Origin of the sequence: Bacillus sp. FSL W8-0102 (genome assembly GCF_038007225.1) — a bacterium.
Taxonomy (GTDB): domain Bacteria; phylum Bacillota; class Bacilli; order Bacillales; family DSM-4216; genus Bacillus_O; species Bacillus_O smithii.
The window spans coordinates 1204323-1226597 of sequence record NZ_JBBOWT010000001.1; the positions used below are offsets into that span (position 1 = coordinate 1204323).

23 protein-coding genes and 1 tRNA gene are annotated in these 22275 nt (G+C 40.9%); 18 read left to right on the forward strand and 6 right to left on the reverse strand.

What is annotated here, in order from left to right:
* Window positions 1-238: 238 nt before the first annotated feature.
* The 11 genes from glyQ (at window position 239) to N1I87_RS05890 (ending at window position 11927) form a co-directional block, all read left to right on the forward strand.
* Window positions 239-1129 carry a glycine--tRNA ligase subunit alpha gene (gene glyQ, locus N1I87_RS05840; protein ID WP_003355389.1) on the forward strand — a complete coding sequence of 297 codons (891 nt, stop codon included), beginning with the start codon at window positions 239-241 and terminating at the stop codon, window positions 1127-1129.
* Window positions 1122-3194, forward strand: coding sequence for a glycine--tRNA ligase subunit beta (glyS, locus tag N1I87_RS05845; RefSeq protein WP_341100973.1), 2073 nt, complete (start codon window positions 1122-1124; stop codon window positions 3192-3194). Before glyQ ends, glyS begins: the two co-directional genes overlap by 8 nt.
* A 178-nt stretch (window positions 3195-3372) precedes the next feature.
* Complete coding sequence (locus tag N1I87_RS05850; protein ID WP_169799141.1) at window positions 3373-4005, forward strand: helix-turn-helix transcriptional regulator; 633 nt, start codon at window positions 3373-3375, stop codon at window positions 4003-4005.
* 31 nt (window positions 4006-4036) lie between these two features.
* A complete protein-coding gene (locus N1I87_RS05855) occupies window positions 4037-4840 on the forward strand; it encodes a pyruvate, water dikinase regulatory protein (protein WP_341100975.1) in 804 nt (267 codons plus the stop codon).
* Between the two features lie 482 nt (window positions 4841-5322).
* A complete protein-coding gene (locus N1I87_RS05860) occupies window positions 5323-5766 on the forward strand; it encodes a YaiI/YqxD family protein (protein WP_341100977.1) in 444 nt (147 codons plus the stop codon).
* A gap of 40 nt (window positions 5767-5806) precedes the next feature.
* Window positions 5807-7660: a DNA primase gene (dnaG, locus tag N1I87_RS05865; RefSeq protein WP_341100979.1), complete on the forward strand. Its 1854-nt coding sequence runs from the start codon at window positions 5807-5809 to the stop codon at window positions 7658-7660.
* Window positions 7653-8786, forward strand: coding sequence for an RNA polymerase sigma factor RpoD (gene rpoD, locus N1I87_RS05870; protein ID WP_341100982.1), 1134 nt, complete (start codon window positions 7653-7655; stop codon window positions 8784-8786). Before dnaG ends, rpoD begins: the two co-directional genes overlap by 8 nt.
* Window positions 8787-8911: 125 nt before the next feature.
* A complete protein-coding gene (locus N1I87_RS05875) occupies window positions 8912-9445 on the forward strand; it encodes a hypothetical protein (RefSeq protein WP_327803994.1) in 534 nt (177 codons plus the stop codon).
* Window positions 9446-9635: 190 nt separating this feature from the next.
* Window positions 9636-10004, forward strand: coding sequence for a cytochrome c550 (cccA, locus tag N1I87_RS05880; RefSeq protein WP_048623700.1), 369 nt, complete (start codon window positions 9636-9638; stop codon window positions 10002-10004).
* Between the two features lie 100 nt (window positions 10005-10104).
* Window positions 10105-10812, forward strand: coding sequence for a tRNA (adenine(22)-N(1))-methyltransferase (locus N1I87_RS05885; RefSeq protein ID WP_327823978.1), 708 nt, complete (start codon window positions 10105-10107; stop codon window positions 10810-10812).
* Window positions 10809-11927, forward strand: coding sequence for a Nif3-like dinuclear metal center hexameric protein (locus N1I87_RS05890; protein WP_327796967.1), 1119 nt, complete (start codon window positions 10809-10811; stop codon window positions 11925-11927). The genes N1I87_RS05885 and N1I87_RS05890 overlap by 4 nt, the downstream gene beginning before the upstream one ends.
* Before the next feature lie 75 nt (window positions 11928-12002).
* Here N1I87_RS05890 and N1I87_RS05895 read toward each other — a convergent pair whose 3' ends face one another.
* Both N1I87_RS05895 and vrrA read right to left on the reverse strand, forming a co-directional pair.
* Window positions 12003-12962 (reverse strand): 4-hydroxy-3-methylbut-2-enyl diphosphate reductase, encoded by a 960-nt coding sequence (locus tag N1I87_RS05895; RefSeq protein ID WP_270584032.1) that lies wholly within the window; start codon window positions 12960-12962, stop codon window positions 12003-12005.
* A gap of 124 nt (window positions 12963-13086) precedes the next feature.
* Entirely contained in the window at window positions 13087-13710 is a 624-nt protein-coding gene (vrrA, locus tag N1I87_RS05900; RefSeq protein WP_340395981.1) for a VrrA/YqfQ family protein, read from the reverse strand.
* Window positions 13711-14119: 409 nt separating this feature from the next.
* Between vrrA and N1I87_RS05905 the strand changes: the two genes are divergently transcribed.
* Both N1I87_RS05905 and N1I87_RS05910 read left to right on the forward strand, forming a co-directional pair.
* Complete coding sequence (locus N1I87_RS05905) at window positions 14120-15430, forward strand: DEAD/DEAH box helicase (RefSeq protein WP_048623695.1); 1311 nt, start codon at window positions 14120-14122, stop codon at window positions 15428-15430.
* Between the two features lie 83 nt (window positions 15431-15513).
* A complete protein-coding gene (locus N1I87_RS05910; protein ID WP_340395979.1) occupies window positions 15514-16407 on the forward strand; it encodes a deoxyribonuclease IV in 894 nt (297 codons plus the stop codon).
* 112 nt (window positions 16408-16519) lie between these two features.
* Here N1I87_RS05910 and N1I87_RS05915 read toward each other — a convergent pair whose 3' ends face one another.
* Window positions 16520-16780: a DUF2624 domain-containing protein gene (locus N1I87_RS05915; protein WP_003355373.1), complete on the reverse strand. Its 261-nt coding sequence runs from the start codon at window positions 16778-16780 to the stop codon at window positions 16520-16522.
* 312 nt (window positions 16781-17092) lie between these two features.
* Here N1I87_RS05915 and N1I87_RS05920 point away from each other — a divergent pair, with 312 nt between their 5' ends.
* Complete coding sequence (locus N1I87_RS05920) at window positions 17093-17515, forward strand: Fur family transcriptional regulator (RefSeq protein ID WP_003355372.1); 423 nt, start codon at window positions 17093-17095, stop codon at window positions 17513-17515.
* Window positions 17516-17569: 54 nt separating this feature from the next.
* Here N1I87_RS05920 and N1I87_RS05925 read toward each other — a convergent pair whose 3' ends face one another.
* Window positions 17570-18133: a 5' nucleotidase, NT5C type gene (locus tag N1I87_RS05925; RefSeq protein WP_270584035.1), complete on the reverse strand. Its 564-nt coding sequence runs from the start codon at window positions 18131-18133 to the stop codon at window positions 17570-17572.
* Window positions 18134-18385: 252 nt separating this feature from the next.
* Here N1I87_RS05925 and N1I87_RS05930 point away from each other — a divergent pair, with 252 nt between their 5' ends.
* Complete coding sequence (locus tag N1I87_RS05930) at window positions 18386-18772, forward strand: DUF4190 domain-containing protein (RefSeq protein ID WP_003355370.1); 387 nt, start codon at window positions 18386-18388, stop codon at window positions 18770-18772.
* A gap of 41 nt (window positions 18773-18813) precedes the next feature.
* On the opposite strand, the gene ispG is transcribed toward N1I87_RS05930, so the two are convergent.
* Both ispG and N1I87_RS05940 read right to left on the reverse strand, forming a co-directional pair.
* Window positions 18814-19908, reverse strand: coding sequence for a flavodoxin-dependent (E)-4-hydroxy-3-methylbut-2-enyl-diphosphate synthase (gene ispG, locus N1I87_RS05935; protein ID WP_390895381.1), 1095 nt, complete (start codon window positions 19906-19908; stop codon window positions 18814-18816).
* 105 nt (window positions 19909-20013) lie between these two features.
* Window positions 20014-20337 (reverse strand): hypothetical protein, encoded by a 324-nt coding sequence (locus N1I87_RS05940; RefSeq protein WP_341100987.1) that lies wholly within the window; start codon window positions 20335-20337, stop codon window positions 20014-20016.
* Window positions 20338-20616: 279 nt separating this feature from the next.
* On the opposite strand from N1I87_RS05940, the gene N1I87_RS05945 reads away from it, so the two are divergent.
* From N1I87_RS05945 to sodA, 3 genes are all read left to right on the forward strand, one after another.
* Window positions 20617-21099, forward strand: coding sequence for a DUF456 domain-containing protein (locus tag N1I87_RS05945; protein WP_003355366.1), 483 nt, complete (start codon window positions 20617-20619; stop codon window positions 21097-21099).
* A gap of 52 nt (window positions 21100-21151) precedes the next feature.
* Window positions 21152-21225: transfer RNA gene (locus tag N1I87_RS05950), tRNA-Ile, on the forward strand.
* Between the two features lie 345 nt (window positions 21226-21570).
* Window positions 21571-22179: a superoxide dismutase SodA gene (gene sodA / locus N1I87_RS05955; RefSeq protein ID WP_003355365.1), complete on the forward strand. Its 609-nt coding sequence runs from the start codon at window positions 21571-21573 to the stop codon at window positions 22177-22179.
* Window positions 22180-22275: the final 96 nt, after the last annotated feature.

The window sequence follows — 22275 nt, forward strand, 5'->3', positions numbered from 1 at the left end:
GGTGGGAGCCGGACATAGGGCATCAGGGAACGGCAGTCCGGAGCAAATATTTTAAAAAGTGGCCAGACGCTAAGAAAGCGGAGGCAAATAGGGTGGAACCGCGGGTGTAACTCTCGTCCCTATGCAGATTTACTGCATAGTGGCGGGAGTTTTTGTTTTGGACTCCATGCGTGGAAAAACGAAGAATGTCTTTAGCAAGACTTGTTTTTAGCAATTGGATCATATGGAGGTGTACGAAATGAATATACAAGAAATGATTCTTACGTTGCAGAAGCATTGGTCGGATCATGGCTGCATTCTCATGCAGGCTTATGATGTAGAAAAAGGGGCAGGGACGATGAGCCCGTATACGTTTTTACGGGCAATTGGACCGGAACCTTGGAATGTTGCTTATGTGGAACCAAGCCGACGGCCGGCAGATGGCCGTTATGGGGAAAACCCCAATCGACTGTATCAGCACCATCAATTTCAAGTGATTATGAAACCTTCGCCATCCAATATTCAAGAAATCTATTTGGATTCTTTGCGTGCTCTTGGAATTGATCCGCTTGATCATGATATTCGCTTTGTAGAAGATAACTGGGAAAACCCGTCTCTCGGCTGTGCAGGCCTCGGTTGGGAAGTATGGCTAGACGGGATGGAAATCACGCAATTTACTTATTTTCAACAAGTAGGCGGACTGGAATGCAAGCCTGTGTCCGTGGAAATTACGTATGGAATTGAACGATTGGCTTCCTACATACAAGAAAAGGAAAATGTTTTTGATTTGGAGTGGACAAATGGATTTACTGTAAAGGATATTTTCTATCAGCCTGAATATGAACACTCCAAATATACATTTGAAACATCGGATCCTGACATGTTGTTTAACTTGTTTAATACGTATGAAAAGGAAGCGAAGCGCCAAATGGAGGAAGGATTGGTTCATCCTGCCTATGACTACATTTTAAAATGCTCCCACGTATTTAATATTCTCGATGCGCGGGGCTCCATTTCAGTGACTGAACGAACGGCTTATATCGCTCGGATGAGAAATTTGGCAAGGCAAGTAGCCAAAACATTCTACGAAGAAAGGGAAAAATTGGGATTTCCTATTTTAAAAGGGAAAGGGGAGAAAGCGCATGACTAAAAGGGACCTTTTGCTTGAGATTGGATTGGAAGAGATGCCGGCCCGTTTTGTGACCGAGTCCATGAATCAGCTTGGAAAAAAAGTAGAGGAATTTTTTCAAAAAGAAAACATTGATTATGGAACGGTTTCCCTATTTTCCACTCCTCGCCGATTAGCTGTTCTTGTGAAAGATGTGGCGGAATCCCAGGCAGATGTTCATGAAGAAGCTCGAGGCCCAGCTAAAAAAGCGGCTTTAAATGAAGCGGGTGAATGGACAAAAGCAGCAATCGGGTTTTCAAAAAGCCATTCAGCTACTGTTGACGACATTTATTTCAAAGAGGTCAAAGGGATTGAATACGCTTTTGTGAAGAAATTTTTGAAAGGCCAGCCAACGGTTCAATTGCTTCCCAAATTAAAAGAGTTGATTGAGGGTATGAGCTTTGGGAAATATATGCGCTGGGCCGATTACGATTTGCGGTATGTACGTCCTATCAAATGGCTCGTTGTCTTATTTGGAAGCGAAGTGATTCCATTTGCGATTACGGATGTAGAAACGAATCGATTCAGTTATGGACACCGTTTTCTTGGCGGGAAAATTCAATTGGATTCTCCTGCTGAATATGAAACGAAGCTAAAAGCGGAATATGTCATTCCGAACCCCGATGAGAGAAAACAGTTAATCCGCAGCCAGTTGAAGAATTTAGAAGAAAAGCATGGCTGGGTCATCCCGATTGACGAAGAATTATTGGAAGAAATAAATAACATTGTGGAATACCCTACCGCTTTATTCGGCTCTTTTCAGGAAGAATTTTTAAATCTGCCAGAGGAAGTGTTAATTACTTCCATGAAGGAGCATCAGCGCTATTTTCCTGTAAAAACTGCCGACGGAAAGCTTCTTCCTCATTTTGTGACGGTCCGAAACGGAAACGATCGGTCTCTTGAAACGGTAGCTAAAGGGAACGAAAAAGTGTTGAAAGCGCGTTTAGCTGATGCTGATTTCTTCTATAAAGAAGATCAAAAGCTGAAAATTTCTGAAGCGTTGGAAAAACTTTCGTCCATCGTATATCACGAGAAAATTGGGACATTGGCAGAAAAAGTAGCCAGGATACGAAAATTGTCGTCTTATCTTGCAGAGAGACTGCGTGTAGAAGAAGAAACAGCGCAGAAAGCAGACCGTGCTGCTGAAATATGCAAGTTTGATTTAGTCACGCATATGGTATACGAGTTTCCGGAATTGCAAGGGATCATGGGAGAAAAATATGCGCTTCTTCAAGGAGAAAATCCTGAGGTGGCAAGGGCGATTAATGAACATTACCAACCGCGGAATTCGGAAGATGAACCTGCGGAATCACTTGTAGGCGCCATCGTAGGCGTGGCCGACAAATTAGATACGATTATCTCTTGTTTTGCTGTGGACATTATCCCAACCGGCTCTCAAGACCCATATGCTCTTAGAAGACAGGCGACTGGCATTGTACAGACCATGTTGAAGCATAAATGGAATCTTTCGCTGGAAGCTTTGTTAAAGGACAGCATTGATATCGTGTTAAGCGATGGAATCGTCCAAAAGGAAACAGCAGAAATCTATACGGCTGTATTGGACTTCTTTAAACAACGAATGAAACACATTTTAGAAGAAAAAGAAGTGCGCTATGACGTTATTGAGGCTTTGTTAGATGTTTCCATTCATTCTTTGGCAGAGGTTGAAGCGAAAGCGGAAGTTCTGATGAAACGAATCGGTCAACCTTCATTCAAGGAAGTGGCGGAAGCACTAAGCCGAGTCCTTAATATTACGAAAAAAGCAACTGTGGACAAAGAAATTCGTGAAAATCTATTTGCGAACGAAAGTGAAAAAGAACTATATGAACGTTATGTGAACTTGAAAAAAGAATGGAAACAAGATGTTTCTGCTGAAGAGCGTTTCCAACTGCTTGAAAGTTTGCGTCCTGTGATTGAACGCTATTTTGATGAAACTATGGTCATGACCGACGATGAAGAGATCAGAAACAATCGGTTGGCGCAAATGAAGGAGCTTTCCCGCTACATTCTAGAGTTTGCCAACGTGAATTTGTTAGTGATAAAATGAACTTTCAGAAGGAAAAGATGGTTTCCGTTGTAAGTTGTTTTTGCGTAAGTTTGACTGTTCCGGCCCATACTATATCAAGATGTGAGAGCCTGTCGAACGAAGGCGGGCTCTTCCTCGTTTATGTTAAATAGTATATAATATTTTCATATGAGTATAACACTTTTAATTGTGTTGGGTGGTGAGGATCATAGAACTTACAAAGCGTCAGGAACAAATATTGCAAATCGTGAAAAATAATGGACCTATTACAGGAGAACATATCGCTGAAAAATTAAATTTAACCCGGGCGACATTGCGTCCGGATTTAGCTATTTTAACAATGGCTGGCTTCCTTGACGCAAGACCTCGGGTAGGATATTTTTATACTGGAAAAACGGGCGCGCAGCTGCTGACGGAAAATTTAAAAAAAATTTATGTAAAAGACTATCAATCGATACCCGTCGTTGTGCATAAAAACGTATCGGTTTATGACGCCATTTGCACGATGTTTTTAGAGGATGTCGGCACTTTATTTGTAGTGGATGACGATTCTTTGTTGGTAGGGGTGCTTTCGCGAAAAGATTTATTGAGAGCAAGTATAGGGAAACAAGATCTCAATAGCCTACCGGTAAACATTATCATGACGAGAATGCCCAATATTACGATGTGCTATAAAGATGATCTTTTGATCGATGTCGCCCAAAATTTAATCGAAAAACAGATTGACGCAATGCCTGTAGTAAAAGAAAAAGGAACGGGCTTCGAGGTGATTGGTCGAATCACAAAAACGAATATTGCGAAAGCGTTTGTCGCTTTAGCGAATGAAGATTAATGCCGAGAAAGAGAGAGGACAGTGATGATGAATGAGTGATCCAATTATCTACGTTGTTTCCGACTCTGTTGGCGAGACCGCAGAACTGGTCACAAAAGCTGCCCTCAGCCAGTTTGACGGTTCATATACGGTCCTCAAACGCTTTCCATACGTAGAGGAAATTTCTCATATTGAGGAAGTTATTTCTTTAGCCAAAATGGATAACGGAATGATTGTCTATACGTTAGTAAAGCCTGAAATGCGCCGATATTTGCAGGAGCGAGCCAAGAAGGAAAACATACAATCCTTTGATGTTATAGGTCCCATCATTGATGAGTTGGAGAATATGTTTCAGAAAAAGCCGCTGTACGAACCGGGACTTGTCCGCCGACTGGACGATGAATACTTTAAAAAGGTGGAAGCAATCGAGTTTGCTGTCAAATATGACGATGGACGAGATCCACGAGGATTAATGAAAGCTGATATAGTGTTAGTCGGTGTTTCCAGAACTTCCAAAACGCCCCTGTCCCAATATTTGGCGCATAAACGTTATAAAGTAGCCAATGTTCCGATTGTACCAGAAGTGGATCCTCCTGAAGAGCTGTTCAAAGTACCGAAAGAAAAATGCTTTGGTTTAAAAATTGGACCGCAAAAATTGAATCAAATTCGGAGGGAACGGCTGATTACTTTAGGGTTGGATGATCAAGCCAGCTATGCACAGTTGGACAGAATCAATAAAGAATTAGAGTATTTTGATTCCATCGCCCAAAAAATTGGTTGTGAAGTCATAGATGTAACGAATAAAGCGGTGGAAGAAACAGCCAATATTATCATAGAAAAAATTCGAAAAAAATAAGCGCATAATCACATGATTGTGTGCTTCTTTCCTTTTGAAAAAGAATTAGCTTTGACGATCCTTCTAATGTCTTGCCAAATGAAATAAAAAATAGCCAAATAAAAAAGTTTGTATTATAATAAAAAATTGTGATAAAAATATCTATTCAAGGTTTAGACTGGCCTCATTACGAATAAACTATTTATGGTGATATGTCAAGACCGGGGCAATGGATACCCAGCGGCCAAATTGCTATCTGTTTGAACAGCCCGTAAACCTACACCAGAGAAAGAAAGAGAAAAGGATGATGATTCATTAATCGTCATAGGTCGGAACGTTGGAGAATAAGAGCGAATCGTCACTTGATGAATGCTGGCGAGAAAGCCGTGAGAAAATTCGACAAACCTGGCTACACTTCTTTTTGACAGGAAACTTGCTGTGAAAAAGAAGGAATCCACCATATGGTGTAGAATAATTAATTTATGACAAAGAAGAAAAGAACGATGAATATTTTTGTCGATGCAGATTCCTGCCCTGTAAAAAAGGAAATTATTTCGTTGGCAAATGAATATGGTTTGAATGTGTTCTTTGTGGCATCGTACAAACACCAGCCGTCTGAAGAAATTGGGGGCATATGGAAATATGTCGACTCCCATTTTCAAGCTGTGGATCTGTTCATAGTCAACCATTTGCAAAAAGGAGATCTGTTGATTACACAAGATATTGGATTAGCAAGTTTGGCCACCTCAAAAGGAGGGTATGCTTTTTCGCCGTGGGGGAATCAATACAGCGAGAGTGAGATGGCTTACATTTTGGACATACGGCATCTCCAGGCAAAGGCACGCCGGTCAGGACGTTTTGAAAAAGGGGCAAGGCCTTTTACAGACGCTGACAGGAAGCAATTTTTAAAAAAAGTACGGAGATTTTTGTCGAAGTATGAAGGATAAATTCGACACTTTCGCGAATGTAATAAGCTGGTGATCTTTTATGGCAGGAAAAATCCCTGAGGAAACGCTTGACAGAATTAAACATTCGGTGAATATTGTCGATGTTATTCATGACTATGTTCAATTGAGCAAACAAGGGAAAAATTATTTTGGTCTTTGTCCGTTTCATGGCGAAAAAACCCCATCTTTTTCGGTTTCCCCTGATAAACAGATTTATCACTGCTTCGGCTGTGGAGCAGGGGGAAATGTTTTTACCTTTCTGATGGAAATAGAAAATATTTCTTTTCAAGAAGCGGCTGTCCAATTAGCGGAAAGAGCCGGGATCAAGCTGAATGTGGACGTAACAGCCGAACCCGTTCAAGCGTTGCCGAAGGACCATGAACTCATGATGTCTGCTCATGAGCTTCTAGCTAAATTCTACCATCATTTGCTGATAAATACAAAAGAAGGCCAAAATGCACTGGAGTATTTATTCTCGAGAGGCTTCACAAAAGATCAAATAGAAAAATTCCAAATTGGCTGGTCTCCAACGGGGTGGAACGTCGCTGCGCTTTTTTTAAAAAGAAGAGGGTTTCCGATTTCATTGATGGAAAAAGCGGGTCTTGTTATCCGCCACGAAGGAAAAGGAGACTACTATGACCGGTTTCGCGATCGAATTATGTTCCCTTTGCATGATTCGAAAGGAAAGGTCGTGGCGTTTTCCGGAAGAAGTTTGAGGGATCTGCAGCCGAAATATTTGAACAGTCCGGAAACTCCCATATTTCATAAGAGCCGACTCTTATACAACTTGAACCGCTCAAGAAACTCGATTCGAAAAAAACGCCAGTTGATTCTATTTGAAGGATTTGCGGACTGCATAGCAGCGGACCGAGCCGGGATTGACAACGGTGTTTCAACGATGGGCACATCTTTGACGGAAGATCATGTGCATATTATTCGCCGTCTAACCGATGAAGTGTTAATATGTTATGATGGAGACTCTGCCGGAGTTGAAGCAGCATTTCGGGCCGGGAATCTTCTTGAAGAGGCTGGCTGCCGTGTGAAAGTTTCCGTCATTCCCGACGGCTTGGACCCCGACGATTACATTCAAACATACGGCGGAGATAAATTCCGTCTGGATGTTATAGAGGCCAGCATGACGTATATGGCTTTTAAAATGCAGTATTATAAACGGGGTAAAAATCTTCAAAAAGAAGATGAGAAACTTCAGTATATCGATGAAATATTGAAAGAAATTACAAAGCTTTCAAAGGCGGTGGAGCGCGATTATTATATGAGACAGCTGGCGGAAGAATTTTCGATCTCATTGGACGCGTTAAAATGGCAACAGCGTCAAATATATTATGCAGAAAAACGGAATTTGCCGCCATCGCGACCGAATTGGGCAGGGAGAATTTCCGAAATGCCTTCAACCGGAAAAATATACCCTGCCTATATAACGGCAGAACGCCGCTTGATTGCTTATATGCTGCAAGATCCTGAATTAACGTATCAAATCCACGAAAAACTGGCCGGGGAGACTTTCAATCTGGATGAGCATCAAGCAATTTTCACTTATTTATTAGGTTATTACGAAGAGGGAAAGCCCCCTGATGCGAGTGCTTTCATCAATTTTCTGCCGGATCCGAATTTAAGAAAAACGGTGACGGAAATAGAAATGATGAATGTCAACATGGATGTCTCGGATGAAGAAATAAATGATTATATAAATGAAGTGTTAAATCACCAAAAAATGTTAAAAATAAAAGCGAAGATGGAAGAAAGCAAAAGAGCAGAACAACAACATGATTATAAAAAAGCGGCAGCCATAGCCATGGAAGTTATGCAATTAAGAAAGATGTTGAAAAGGAAAGGCAGTTTCAAGGATGTTGGAAGGAGGGGAACTAATGGCTGAAAAGTCAACACGTTCCAAAGAAGTTGAGCCTGAATTAACACTAGATAAAGTAAAAAATCAAATAGTGGAAAAAGGAAAGAAACGCGGTGAGCTTTCATACGATTATATAGCCGATAAACTATCGAATTTTGATCTTGATTCCGAACAAATGGATGATTTTTATGAATACTTGAACGAACAGGGAATAGAAATCGTCAATGAAGATAGCGATCATGAAGAGGATCCTGATATTCATGAGCTCTCAAAAGAAGAGGAAGAAGAATTTGATTTAAACGATTTAAGTGTTCCGCCTGGAGTTAAAATTAATGACCCTGTTCGAATGTATTTAAAAGAAATTGGGCGTGTTGATCTTCTCTCCGCTGAAGAAGAAATTGAGCTGGCAAAACGTATTGAACAAGGGGATGAAGAAGCAAAACGTCGTTTGGCAGAAGCGAATTTGCGTCTTGTTGTAAGCATTGCGAAGCGATATGTTGGGAGAGGTATGCTGTTCCTTGACTTAATCCAAGAAGGTAACATGGGGCTGCTTAAAGCCGTTGAAAAATTTGATTACCGAAAAGGATACAAATTCAGCACCTATGCAACATGGTGGATTCGTCAAGCGATTACTCGCGCTATTGCAGACCAAGCAAGAACCATTCGGATTCCGGTTCATATGGTTGAAACGATCAACAAGCTGATTCGAGTTCAGCGGCAATTGCTTCAAGATTTAGGCCGCGAACCGACTCCGGAAGAAATCGGAGAAGAAATGGATTTATCTCCCGAAAAGGTACGAGAAATCTTAAAAATTGCCCAAGAGCCAGTTTCGCTTGAAACACCGATCGGGGAAGAAGACGATTCTCATTTAGGCGATTTCATCGAAGATCATGAAGCCACTTCACCGTCGGAGCACGCAGCTTATGAGTTATTGAAAGAACAGCTTGAAGATGTTCTCGATACTTTAACGGACCGTGAAGAAAATGTCTTGCGCCTGCGCTTTGGTCTGGATGACGGTAGAACTCGTACTTTGGAAGAAGTCGGGAAAGTGTTTGGCGTTACCAGAGAACGTATTCGCCAAATTGAAGCGAAAGCATTGCGCAAACTTCGCCATCCAAGCCGCAGCAAAAGATTAAAAGACTTTTTAGAATAATTTCATTTTGCCTTTAAAGTTTACTTCTTTTGAAGTAAACTTTTTTTGTCGAAGAAAACGAATCATTGTGAATCTGAACGGCATTGAAAATCAGTGCCTATATTGCAATGGGAAGTGGGTTGAACATGGATAAGCGAAAGCAAATCATTATCAAAGAAATCTTATTTTGGAAGCAAAATAAGATGCTGCCTGAAAAATATTGCGATTATTTACTAACACTATACAGTGAAGGAGAAGAACTAAACTCAGCCGCTCATTTGCCACGGTTCCATCGATCATATCGAATTCTGCAAGCCATATTGTTGCTGTTCATTCCAATTTCATTATTTGTCCTTTATTTTACTGAAATGCCTTTCATAATGCAAATGGCGATTTTGACAATTTTTGTCGTTTTATTGATAGGAGCGGGTATCTACTATGGACGAAAAGGATTTTTTGTGCAGTTCATATTTCTATCTGCAGCGCTCATTTTTTTATTTTTCACAATCAAAATCCATGATAAGTTTTTGTCGGGAAATTCTATCAGCCTGTATTTGATTATTTTGATGAATTGCCTTTTATGGATAGCGGTTGGAAAAACCAAAAAATTACTATATTTTACTATTTCGGGGATTGCAGGAATATTCATAACCTTTGCTTTCATCCTGTTTCATTCCTGAGGAGAGGGAGGCTTCGGATGAATATTTGTTGACGAGAAATGATAAAATATAAGTCGAATTCTTTTTTCTGAAAAGGGAAAAACGGGAAAAAATTAACAATCAAGGACTTTTCCTCATCCGGTTTTTGAAGTAAAATAGAAGGTGTTTGTACTGTGAAGATTGAAATCGCATACATAAAGGAGGGAATAGCATGAATCGAAATCCAATTATTCCGTTTTTGCTGATTATGGTATTTGGAATCGGCCTGGTGTTTTTTTTATCATTAAAAGGTCTAAATGACAGCGAACAGGCTGCCAAAGAAAAAAAGGGCGGCGGCGAAAAAACGGAACAGACAGCTGAGACTTTTGATCCCGAAGGTTTCTTTAAACAAACATGTGCGGGCTGCCACGGGCAAAATTATGAAGGCGGCGTAGGGCCATCCTTAAAAGGGGTTGGCAAGAAATTATCCAAAGATCAAATCAAAAACATCATTCAGAACGGAAAAGGCGCTATGCCTTCAGGACTTGTGTCCGCTGACCATGCTGACCAAATGGCAGACTGGCTGATGAAATTAAAATAATGGTATCAAAGTTCTTTGCTGATCGACGCAAAGAGCTTTTTTTGTGGCAGCATTCCGTTTAAAATAGATGAGGAAAGAAAAATGGTTAAGTGGTGAAAACATGAATATCCATCAATTATCGAAACGTCTGGAAACTGTGGCAGAATACATACCGAAACATTCAACAGTGGCTGATATCGGCTCTGACCACGCTTATTTGCCTTGCTACGCTGTAAAGAAAGGATTGGCAAAAGCGGCTGTCGCCGGGGAGATTGCAGAAGGTCCTTTTCAATCGGCCAAGAAGCAAGTGCAATCATCCGAACTGGAACATTTAATTGACGTCCGTAAAGGAGACGGACTGGAAGTGATAGCAAAAGGAGAAGTTGATTGCATCGTCATTGCCGGAATGGGTGGCAGTTTAATCGCCTCCATTTTAGAAGCGGGAAAAGAAAAGCTCCCGGGAGTAAGCCGGCTTATTCTTCAGCCGAACGTCGGATCTGGACAAGTTCGAAAATGGCTTTTAAAAAACGGCTGGGAAATCGTCGACGAACAAATTCTGGAAGAAGATGCAAAAATATATGAAATTATCGTCGCCGAAAAAGGGGACCCGTATCGCCCTTATGATCAGTTGGAAGCCGGCATTTTAATGGGACCGATCTTATTAAAAAAGAAAAACGACGCTTTTTATCAAAAATGGAAGCATGAATATGAAAAGTGGGGAAATATTCTTAACCAATTAAATAAAGCAGAATCACCGGATAAGACAGTGGAAAAACGTACCGAACTCATGAAAAAAAGGAATTTGGTAAAGGAGGCGCTGGGATTATGAAAACAGTCAATGGACATGAAGTGATCCAGTGGTTTGAACGCTTTGCTCCTAAATCTTACGCGATGGAAGGCGATAAAATTGGTTTACAAGTGGGAAGACTGAATCAACCAGTGAAACGGGTGCTGATTGCTCTGGATGTGTTAGAGGAAGTAGTCGATGAAGCCATTGAGCAAAACGTTCAATTAATTATTGCTCATCATCCGCCCATTTTCCGTCCATTAAAAGCGATACGGACGGACGAACCGAGTGGAAGAATAATGGAAAAATTAATCAAAAACGACATTGCCGTCTATGCCGCTCATACCAATCTTGACATTGCTCCCGGTGGCGTCAATGATTTATTGGCTGAATGTTTGCAGCTGGAAGACACGGAAGTGCTCGTCCCGACCATCGAAGAGCAATTGAATAAACTAGCTGTTTATGTACCTGTCGACCATGCAGAAGAAGTCCGAAAAGCAATAGGAGATGCCGGTGCCGGTTTTATTGGCGAGTACAGTCATTGTTCTTTTTCGGTAACGGGAACAGGAAGATTTCTTCCAGGAAGTCATGCTAATCCTTATATTGGCGAAAGAGGAAAACTGGAAGAAGTACAGGAAGTAAGAATTGAAACGATTTATCCAAAACGGTTGGAGAAAAAGATTTTGACAGCGATGCTGAAAGCACATCCATATGAAGAAGTAGCGTATGATCTTTACCCTCTGGAAAATAAAGGAGAAATTCTTGGGCTGGGGAGAATTGGCAAACTAAAGCAAGAAATGACGCTTGAAGAATTTGCCCGTTTTGTGAAATCCCAGTTGGAAGTAGAAGGTGTGAGAGTCGTAGGAGATTTGAAGAGCAGAGTGAGAAAAGTGGCTGTTCTTGGCGGCGACGGCAACAAATATTATCAATCGGCTGTGTTTAAAGGCGCCGATGTATATGTGACGGGAGACATGTATTATCATACCGCCCATGATGCCATGATGGCTGGTTTAAATATAGTCGACCCGGGACATAATGTGGAAAAAGTAATGAAAACAGGGGTGGCCAAAATATTATCCGCCATTTCGGACGAAAAAGGGGCGGACGTAGAGTTTATTCCTTCAAAAGTCAATACGGATCCGTTTCGGTTTTTATAATTTGCTTATGATTTGATCTCTACTGTTGACGATGCCTCATTTTGTGGGGAATAAAAAACCGGCAAAGGCTGTGGATCAGCCTTTTGCCGGTTTTTTTGGATGTTTAATTTTAGGCAAGATCTTTTCAAGCGGAACTTTCTTTTCGCGGACCCAAGTCGTTTCGTCATTTGGATCAAAGGCTTCCAAAAATTCAATCACTTCTCTTACGATCGGCGTCGGTGTGGAAGCTCCTGCGGTAACAGCCACTTTTTTCACGTCTTTAATCCAATCGATTTCAATCTCGGTAATATCGGAAACGCGGTAAGCTTTTGTTCCTGCAATTTCTTCAGACACTTGGGCTAGACGGTTGGAATTGTTGCTCTTAGGATCTCCAACCACAATCAAAACATCTGCTTCTTTTGCTTGTTCAGCAACCGCTTCTTGACGCACTTGAGTGGCAAGGCATATTTCTTTATGAGTTTCCGCTTGTGGATATTTTTCTTTCACTTTGTCCATAATGTGAGCGACATCCCATTGGCTCATGGTCGTTTGGTTGGTCACGATCACTTTATCATTTTGGATGGACAAATTCTCAACATCTTCCGGCGTTTCCACCAAATGTACAATGTCGGGCGCCACCCCAACTGCTCCTTCCGGCTCGGGATGCCCTTTTTTGCCGATATAGATGACATCATACCCTTGTTCTTTTTTTTCGCGGATTAATTCATGGGTCTTTGTGACATCCGGACAGGTAGCGTCAATCGTCACCAGTCCTTTTTCTTTGGCTAGCTTTCTGACTTCCGGCGAGACGCCATGGGCGGTAAAAATAACCGTTCCTTTATCGACTTTTTGCAAAATTTCTTTGCGGTTTTTTCCGTCTAATGTAATGATCCCTTCTTTTTCAAACGCCTCTGTGACATGCTGATTATGAACAATCATGCCTAAAATATGAATGGGGCGGGGAAGGGTTTTATCTAAAGCGGCATTGCGGGCGATGACCATGGCATCTACAACGCCGTAGCAATAACCGCGAGGTGATATTTTAATGACTTCCATGCGCTAAAATCCCCCTGTACAATAATAGAATTCGGGTCCTTACGATTTTTATTATATAGGAGGATACAAAAGAAGACAAAGAAAGATTGTTTGGGTCCGTTATTGTAAAATAAGAATAGCCTTGTTAAATATAGAGTTTAGGAACGGATTCGCCGCTTCTTTTCTCCGCTTTGGCGGACGATGCTTTTTTGCTTTTTTGGATGCGGGATCTTTTTGTCTGATGAGAAGAGCTGGATGCTTTTTTTGCGCTGTCCTTTTTTTCGGTGTTTTCTTCCTCTTCATGACTGTCTTCATCCGGTGAATCGGATTCTGTATCTGCGTCTGCGTCTGCATCTGCATCTTCTTCGGCGGTAGCATTTTTAAATCCTTTGTAAAGCCTCCACATAGCCGGCAAATTTCTCACCATAGGCCCGTATTGCTGGATCATAGGCCCGATTTGCTGAGCAGTATTTAAAACTTGCTGGGTATTTGCTAAAAATTTATTCAGTGTTCCAGGGGAAGCAAGATTTTGGACAGGGGACTGGCCGATCAAGGAAGCGGGGCGTTCGAAACCGGTCATCCCGGGAAAAGCGGTGTTGCCCATTCGTCCCGATCGATTCAAAAGTCGCGACAATAATCCCCCGCCGCGGGCAGGTCTGCTCACAGGGGATCCGGCAAAAGGTGGAAAAGATTGAAAAGGCTGCGTTGGCTGCGGTCCGCGAAAAAGATTGAAACCTCTTTGTACAGGGGGCATTTGTCTAGGGGGCATGTACGTTCCTCCTTTCTGATACGATTTACACTCTTTTATAGAATATGCAAGGAAGATATAAAGTGAAACATCTTGTCAGCGAGCTCTTTTCCAATGAAGAACAAGTTGACATTTCTCAAACAGTTACGGCGAAAACGGATTGGTAAAAGAAATGAAGTATGAACTCTTGGCGTCAACCTCTTGATAAAAGAAAAAAAGCGAAGGCACATAAACAGGCTGAAAAGCGGGAAAAGGTTTTTGGTTAAAGAAGAAGCGATGAAAATCGAATTTTGACTCAATCATACAGAAAAGATGAGGGTGGAGAGAAAAAAGGGGAGTTTATAATCCGAAAAATAGAAAGAAAAGATGATTTATTGGATTGATTATTATATAATGTGGCAATGGAAATGACCTTCAAGGAGTGGCTTAAATGATCAACCATCAATTTAAGAAATTTGGATTTCAGCCTTTTCTTAATAAAGCAATTGAAGAATTAGGATTTTATCAACCTACAGAAATACAGGAAAAAATGATCCCTTTGATCTTGAAAGGGGAGAGTGCGGTCGGCCAGTCGCAAACGGGGACAGGGAAAACGCACTCCTATTTGCTGCCGATTTTGGAAAAAATTGATCCAGAAAAACAAGAGGTGCAAGCTGTCATAACGGCTCCGACGAGAGAATTGGCCAGTCAAATTCACCAAGAAATAGTATCGATTACGAAGTTTTCTGAGAAGACGATCACCGCCCGTTGCCTAATAGGCGGAACGGATAAACAAAAAGATATGGAAAAGTTAAAAAAACAGCCGCATCTTGTGGTTGGTACACCTGGAAGGATTCGTGATTTGATTACAGAGCAGGCTTTATCCGTTTATAAAGCTCAAATTCTTGTGGTGGATGAAGCGGATTTAATGTTGGACATGGGGTTTATAGTGGAAGTGGACCAAATTGCCAGCCGAATGGACAAAGATTTGCAAATGCTTGTTTTTTCTGCAACCATTCCGGAAAAATTAAAGCCTTTTATAAAAAAATATATGGAAAACCCGGAATACGTTCAAGTACAGCCTAAAAAAGCGTCGGCAGAGACAATCGAACATATTCTAGTCCCTCTGAAAAGTCGGGAAAAAATCGACTTGCTTTATCAGCTGCTGATTGCCTTTAACCCCTATCTGGCTTTGGTTTTTACCAATACGAAACAAATGGCAGATGAAGTGGCAGATGCGTTAGCAGCAAAAGGATTAAAAACGGGAAGAATTCATGGCGATTTAACTCCCCGCGAAAGAAAGAAAATGATGAAACAAATCCGCGACCTTGAGTTTCAATATATAGTGGCCACAGATTTGGCTGCTAGGGGTATTGATATTGAGGGAGTCAGCCATGTAATAAATTACGAATTGCCGCAAGATCTCGATTTTTATATTCACCGTTCAGGACGGACCGGTCGGGCGGGTTTTTCAGGAATATGTGCTTCGATTTATACCCCAAGCGATGAAGATATTTTAAATCGTTTGGAGAAAAGAGGAATTCGCTTCTTGCATCGTGATATTCAAAAGGACGCCATTATAGAAATTCCGGATCGGAACAGAAGGAAAAACCGGGAGAAGATGGCGGATGAAACAGAATTAAAAGCGAAAGCCCTCGTACGCAAGCCTAAAAAAGTGAAGCCGGGTTATAAGAAAAAAATCAGACAGGAAATAGAAAAATTAAAGCGAAGAGAAAAACGATTGAAAGCGAAAAAGAAATAAACCTTTTGTTCGATGACACGAAAGCAGCAACACCATTGGTGAACCGCTGCATTTAAAGGATAAGGAAAAGGGAGCTGAAACGGATGTTGAAAATAGGGTCTCATGTTTCAATGAGCGGGAAAAAAATGCTTCTAGCGGCGAGCGAGGAAGCTGTTTCCTATGGGGCGAACACGTTTATGATTTATACCGGTGCACCGCAAAATACGAGACGCAAGAAAATAGAAGATTTAAATATAGAAGCGGGCCGCAAGCATATGGAGGAACATGGAATTACGGAAATCATCGTCCATGCACCTTATATTATTAATATCGGTAATGCCAAAAACCCGGATACGTTTCAATTAGGTGTTGATTTTTTACGCAGCGAAATTGAAAGAACAGAAGCGATCGGAGCTAAACAAATTGTTCTCCATCCCGGCGCCCATGTCGGAGAAGGATCGGAAGTCGGCATTAAAAAAATTATTGAAGGCCTAAACGAAGTATTGACTCGTGAGCAAAATGTACAAATTGCGTTGGAGACGATGGCTGGAAAAGGTTCGGAATGCGGAAGGACATTTGAAGAATTGGCGATGATCATCGATGGTGTGGTTCATAATGACAAGCTTTCCGTATGCTTTGATACGTGTCATACACACGATGCAGGATACCCGATTGTCGAAGATTTCGATGGAGTGCTTGAGGAATTTGACCGAATCATCGGCATTGATCGTTTAAAGGTGCTGCATGTGAACGACAGCAAAAATGAAAGAGGGTCCCGTAAAGACCGCCATGAAAATATTGGCTTTGGTCATATAGGCTTCAAAGCTCTTCATTATATAATTTATCATCCACAATTAGAAGATGTGCCAAAAATTTTGGAAACGCCGTATGTAGGGGAAGATAAGAAAAACAAAAAACCACCGTATAAATTTGAAATCGAAATGATCCGTAGCCAAAAGTTCGATGAGAATCTTCTGCAAAAAATTGCAGACAGCTGATTAGAGAACAGAGAACTCCAAAGCCCTTTTCGATAAGCCGCAAGCGGGGAATATAAAGGCAAGGAAAAGGGCCAGGAGTTTTTCGCCTTTATCTTTGCTGTTTTCATCACCGTCATTCTGAGTTCATAAACAATATAAACAGCTCATTGATTTCTTTCGCTTTTTTCGGTCCGATGATTTTAGCGATTTCCTTGATTAGCTGAGTCCGCTGCTTATCATCAAACAAGTCGATTTTTTTTCCGCGCAAATGCGCCGCAATCGCATCTGCTTGTTCTTTCGTGATCGAAATTTTGAACTGTTTTCCCCATTTATAAAGTTCTGTTCCCGTCATGGTGCTGATTTTATGATTGATCATCGTTTGAATAAATTTCAACGCCCATCACTCCCTGATTCACTATATGCGTCAACTTGAAAATTGTGTCTATAAAAAGGGAATGGAACGGAGAATTTTCATTTTCGTTTACTTATTGGCGTTTTTCATGTATACTTCACTTATCTATAAATCGGAATCATTCTGAAAAATGAGAATGAAAATCGCCCTGAAAGCGATGATTAAAATCAAATAAAATTCGTTAAGCATATACGTTTAAAAATATTCATAGTTTTTTTCTGGCATTAGAACGGTTATTTATTTTGTCCATGAGCTCGGCAGCATACGGAAAATGACACAGTGGGGGTGCAATGTATGGAAGTAGCAGAAGCCATTTCGATTTTGAAAGAAAAAGGATTTAAACATACGGATAAAAGGGAGGATTTGCTTGCATTATTTGCCAAGCACGATAAGTATTTATCGGCCAAAGAAGTGTTGGAGATGATGAAAGGCCGTTATCCGGGCGTCAGCTTTGACACGATTTACCGGAACTTGGCTTTATTTGTCAAAATCGGAATATTAGAAGATACGGAACTAAACGGAGAAAAATTGTTTCGGTTTTCTTGTTCTGCCATGGAGCATCATCACCATTTTATTTGTCTATCTTGCGGAAAAACAAAGGAAATTCATATTTGCCCGATGAATTCGATTCAAGAAAATTTGGACGGATATGAAATTGCAGATCATAAATTTGAAGTGTATGGAACATGTCCAGAATGCAGAAACGGCGAAAAATAAGGATTTTTCCCTTATTCTTCGCCGTTTTTTTGATGGGTTCGTACGTACTCACTGTTAAAATAATCGTTTTACAATATCATTTGCTTCTTTCCATGAGTCGACCCGCATCACTCCTTTAGGGACCGGCTCCTGGTTGTAAGGGGTATTGAACAAAATAACCGGAATATCCAATTCTTTATGGATTGAAACAGCATTGTCATGCTTATCCTCAAAAAATATATCCACTTCATGTTTTTTAGCGGCTTCAATTTTGTGGTGAGTCCCGATCAATTCAATGTGATCATAGAGGATGTCGTTCTCTTCAAACCATTTTTTTGTAATATCGAACGCATGATCGCCTCTTGCGCTGATAAAGAACAGCTGAAAACGTTTTTTCCATTCTGTTAATACTTCTTTTGCTCCTTCTGCAATCGGGGAAAGTTTATATATGAGCGGTTCTTTTTCCGTGTACCATTTGTTAAAAATGTCTTCCGGGATATTTAATGCTTCTGTTAAATCATATTTTGTAATATCTTTTAAAGTGATGTTTAATTGGAAGTCTTGGTTGATAAAAGGAATTAAACTGTCAGGGGATGTTACTGTACCATCGATATCTATGCCAAACCGTTTTTTTTTCATTTCTCTCTGCTCCTTTGATTCATCCTGCTTTTTTCTGTTGTCGCTTTTCACGGTAATCCGTTGCAAATAAAAGTGTATCATACTTTATTTTTATAAGATACAAAAGGTTTTTCAAACCGAATAGGCAGGAAAGGTGATGTTGATTAAAATGTCTTTCCTTCAAGTTTATTACCAAAAGCACCAACCATTCACGGAAGTAATGAGATGTCTGTTCGGTAATATTATAAATGTTCCTGTAACATGGAACTTCAAATGAGCATCCATATTCCGTATGAAAAGCGGGGGATTGCATTGGACGAAGAAAAACAAGGTACAGAAGAAAACGAATATAAAAATACGGATCATAAAGAGGAAACGGCTGCAGAAATTGCCGCACCTGTAATAGATGATCGAGAGGATCATACAGTTCGTGAACGTGAACGGGATGGCGATGAGGAAAACTCCGGAAGTTATATCGGCATCGCCGCGCTGGTGCTTTCCATTATTTCTCTGTTTACTATGCCTATTTTATTTGGCGTTGCCGGCATCATCGTCGGTTTCATGGCCAGAAGAAGAGGGGCGGAGTCGCTTGGAATATGGGCGATCGGCATTGGAGCTGTTGCAGTCGTGATGGGACTTTTTGTCCTTCCGTTCTTTTAGCATTTTACAGAAAAAAGAGGCTGGCTTAAGCCGGCCTCTTTTTATGCATTTTGTTCTTGCTTTTGTTTTTGATAATATTCTTCTGCAATGGCATCGATTTCTTTTTTCAACTCTTCAACCATTGTTTCTTCAGGTACTTTTCGCACGATTTTTCCTTTTCGGAACAGCAGTCCTTCACCGCGTGCTCCCGCGATGCCTATATCTGCTTCTCTTGCTTCACCAGGACCATTGACGGCGCATCCAAGAACGGCCACTTTAATCGGGGCTTTAATTTTTTGAATATATTCCTCGATTTCGTTTGCAATGCTGATTAAATCAATTTCAATTCGGCCGCATGTCGGGCAGGAAATTAATGTCGCCGCATTGGAAGAAAGACCAAATACTTTTAATAATTCCCGGGCAACCTTTACTTCTTCAACAGGATCGGCGCTTAAAGAAACACGCAAGGTGTTTCCGATGCCTTTGCTAAGAATGGCTCCTAATCCAGCTGCGCTTTTGACGGTGCCGGCAAAAAGTGTTCCAGATTCCGTAATTCCTAGGTGAAGCGGATAATCAAACGTTCTTGCTGCCTTTTCATATGCTTCGATCGCTAAATTGACATCGGAAGCTTTTAAAGACACGATGATATCGTGAAAGTCGAGGTCTTCTAAAATGCGAATATGGTGCAGTGCACTTTCCACCATTCCATCAGCGGTAGGATATCCGTACTTTTCAAGAATTTTTTTCTCAAGACTTCCTGCGTTGACGCCGATTCGGATCGGGATCCCTCTTTCTTTGGCTGCTTTGACAACCGCTTCTACTTTTTCCCGTTTCCCAATATTGCCGGGATTAATCCGAATCTTGTCTGCTCCGCCTTCAATGGCTTTTAAAGCTAATCTATAGTCAAAATGAATATCCGCTACTAATGGGATATGGATTCTTTTCTTTATCTCGGGGATCGCATTTGCTGCTCGTTCATCCGGACATGCAACACGAACAATTTGGCAGCCGGCTTCTTCCAATTGATGAATTTGCCGTACTGTCGCTTCTACATCATGCGTTTTCGTGGTAGTCATGCTTTGAATAATCAATTCATTGCTACCGCCAATCGTTAAATTTCCCACTTTTACCGGCCGCGTTTTTGAACGATGTATAATTTCACCCAAGTGGATTCTCTCCTTTTGATATCATTAAATTAATAAGCTCTTTTCATTAAATAATTGTACCAGTCTTTGTTGAAATAGCAATAAATAAACTTAAGTTCACTCATATACGGGGAATTTATACGTTCTTCCAACCATAATGTCCTCCGGTTTCAGACCGTTGTTTAATGTTTCAAAGTCATGGATGACTTCGTCAATCGATACCGGCAAAGTTCCCTTTTGGATTCGTTCAGCGACCGACAGAACCGTATCTCCCGAGTGGATTTTGATTTCCTTATAAGGAATGGATGAATGGGCGGCAGGTGCTGATAATGAAAATGGGCTGGTTTTTGGTTGGCTTGACGGAAGAGTTCCAATTTTTAGATCATATCCTATGGCTATAATGACGACAACAAGAGCGAGTAACATTCCTAATCTTTTCATATTTGTCCCTCCGTAGTATACCTTATGACCGCTTTGTTCTTTTTATGAAGGGATAGAAAGAATGTTTTTCTGAAACCACGAATATTTTCTTTATGTTTTCTCTTTAAACTGCGTGTTTTTTTGTTGATCGGTGAAAAGGTTTTGAAGTATCGTCGTTTTCCGCTACAATAAATAAAGCATAATGATCTTTCTCTCATGTATGTTTTATTGGGGGCATAAAACTTTCTGTAAAGACATGAAATGAGAATGGTCGAAAGCAAAAAAAGGGAGGAGACTTTTTTGTCGATTCTTTTTTGGATCCTTATATGGATTTGCATCATCATTGCCTTTATCGGACTCATTTATCCGGTCATACCAGGAGTGCTATTTTTGATGGGCGCTTTCTTGCTGTATGGACTGTTTTTTTCATTTGAACCGTTTAGCTGGGTATTTTGGACGGTTCAAGGGATTTTGGTCGTTTTGCTGTTTCTTTCAGATTATATGGTCAATTACTTCGGGGTCCAAAAGGTTGGCGGTTCCAAAGCAGGAATTTGGGGAAGCACAATTGGGCTTATTCTCGGGCCTTTTGTCATTCCGGTATTCGGTATCGTGATCGGACCGTTTCTTGGCGCGTTGATTGGAGAATGGGTATTTCATCGGACTTCTTTTTCTCAAGCGGTGAGAATTGCTCTTGGTTCTGTTGTGGCCTTTTTTGCGTCCGTATTGACAAAAGGTATCATTCAGATCGCCATGATCGTGTATTTCTTCTGGCAGATTCATTGATGTCATTGACAGATCGATCATCAGGGTGTTATATTGTGGGGTGAAATGAGGAGGACCCTTAGCTCAGCTGGTTAGAGCAGACGGCTCATAACCGTCCGGTCGCAGGTTCGAGTCCTGCAGGGTCCATAGACTTTGTTTAGCCGCAAGTTCGTTGCGGTTTTTTTGTCAAAAAAATCGCAGCTTTAATTCAGGCGAGTATTGGGAATCCTATCATTGGTCCTTTCGCGAAGAAAGAATTTCAACAAAACAATCCAGCTTTAGATGAAAAGGAAAAAGGACAAATAGGGGGCGGGTACATTCCATTTTGGCAAGTGCTTGTCATATTTTTATGGGTAATGGCCAACACAAATTTTATGCAAACAAAAGCAAAAAAATTGAAAGTCCACACTATCTTTGGTAATGTAATAATTGGAAACGGTTGAATCACATGTTTCAAAATTTAAAAATGGATTACATAGGGAGGAATTAATCATGGCTTTTGAACTTCCAAAATTGCCTTATGCTTATGACGCTTTAGAACCACACATTGACGCGAAAACAATGGAAATTCATCATACGAAACACCATAACACTTACGTGACAAAATTAAACGATGCGTTGAAAGGAAATGATGAACTTCTCAGCAAATCTGTTGAAGAAGTGATTTCTAACCTAGATGCCGTTCCAGAAAATGTACGTACGGCTGTTCGCAATAACGGCGGTGGACATGCTAACCATTCTCTTTTCTGGACGATTCTTTCTCCAAACGGCGGCGGTGCTCCTTCAGGCGAATTGGCAGATGCTATCAACCAAAAATTTGGAAGCTTTGAGAAATTTAAAGAAGAATTTTCTGCTGCAGCAGCAAACCGTTTTGGTTCCGGCTGGGCTTGGCTCGTAGTGAACAACGGTGAATTAGAAGTAACGAGCACACCAAACCAAGATTCTCCATTAATGGAAGGTAAAACTCCTATTTTAGGATTAGACGTTTGGGAACATGCTTATTATTTGAATTATCAAAACCGTCGTCCAGACTATATCCAAGCATTCTGGAATGTAGTCAACTGGGATGAAGTAGCAAAACGCTACAGCGCTGCAAAATAATGATTGGATGACAAAGGCGAATCCTTTCAAAGGGATTCGCCTTTTCTTGTATAAGAGCCCCCTTTGTTTCAAAAGATAGGAGAGAGACAAAGGGGA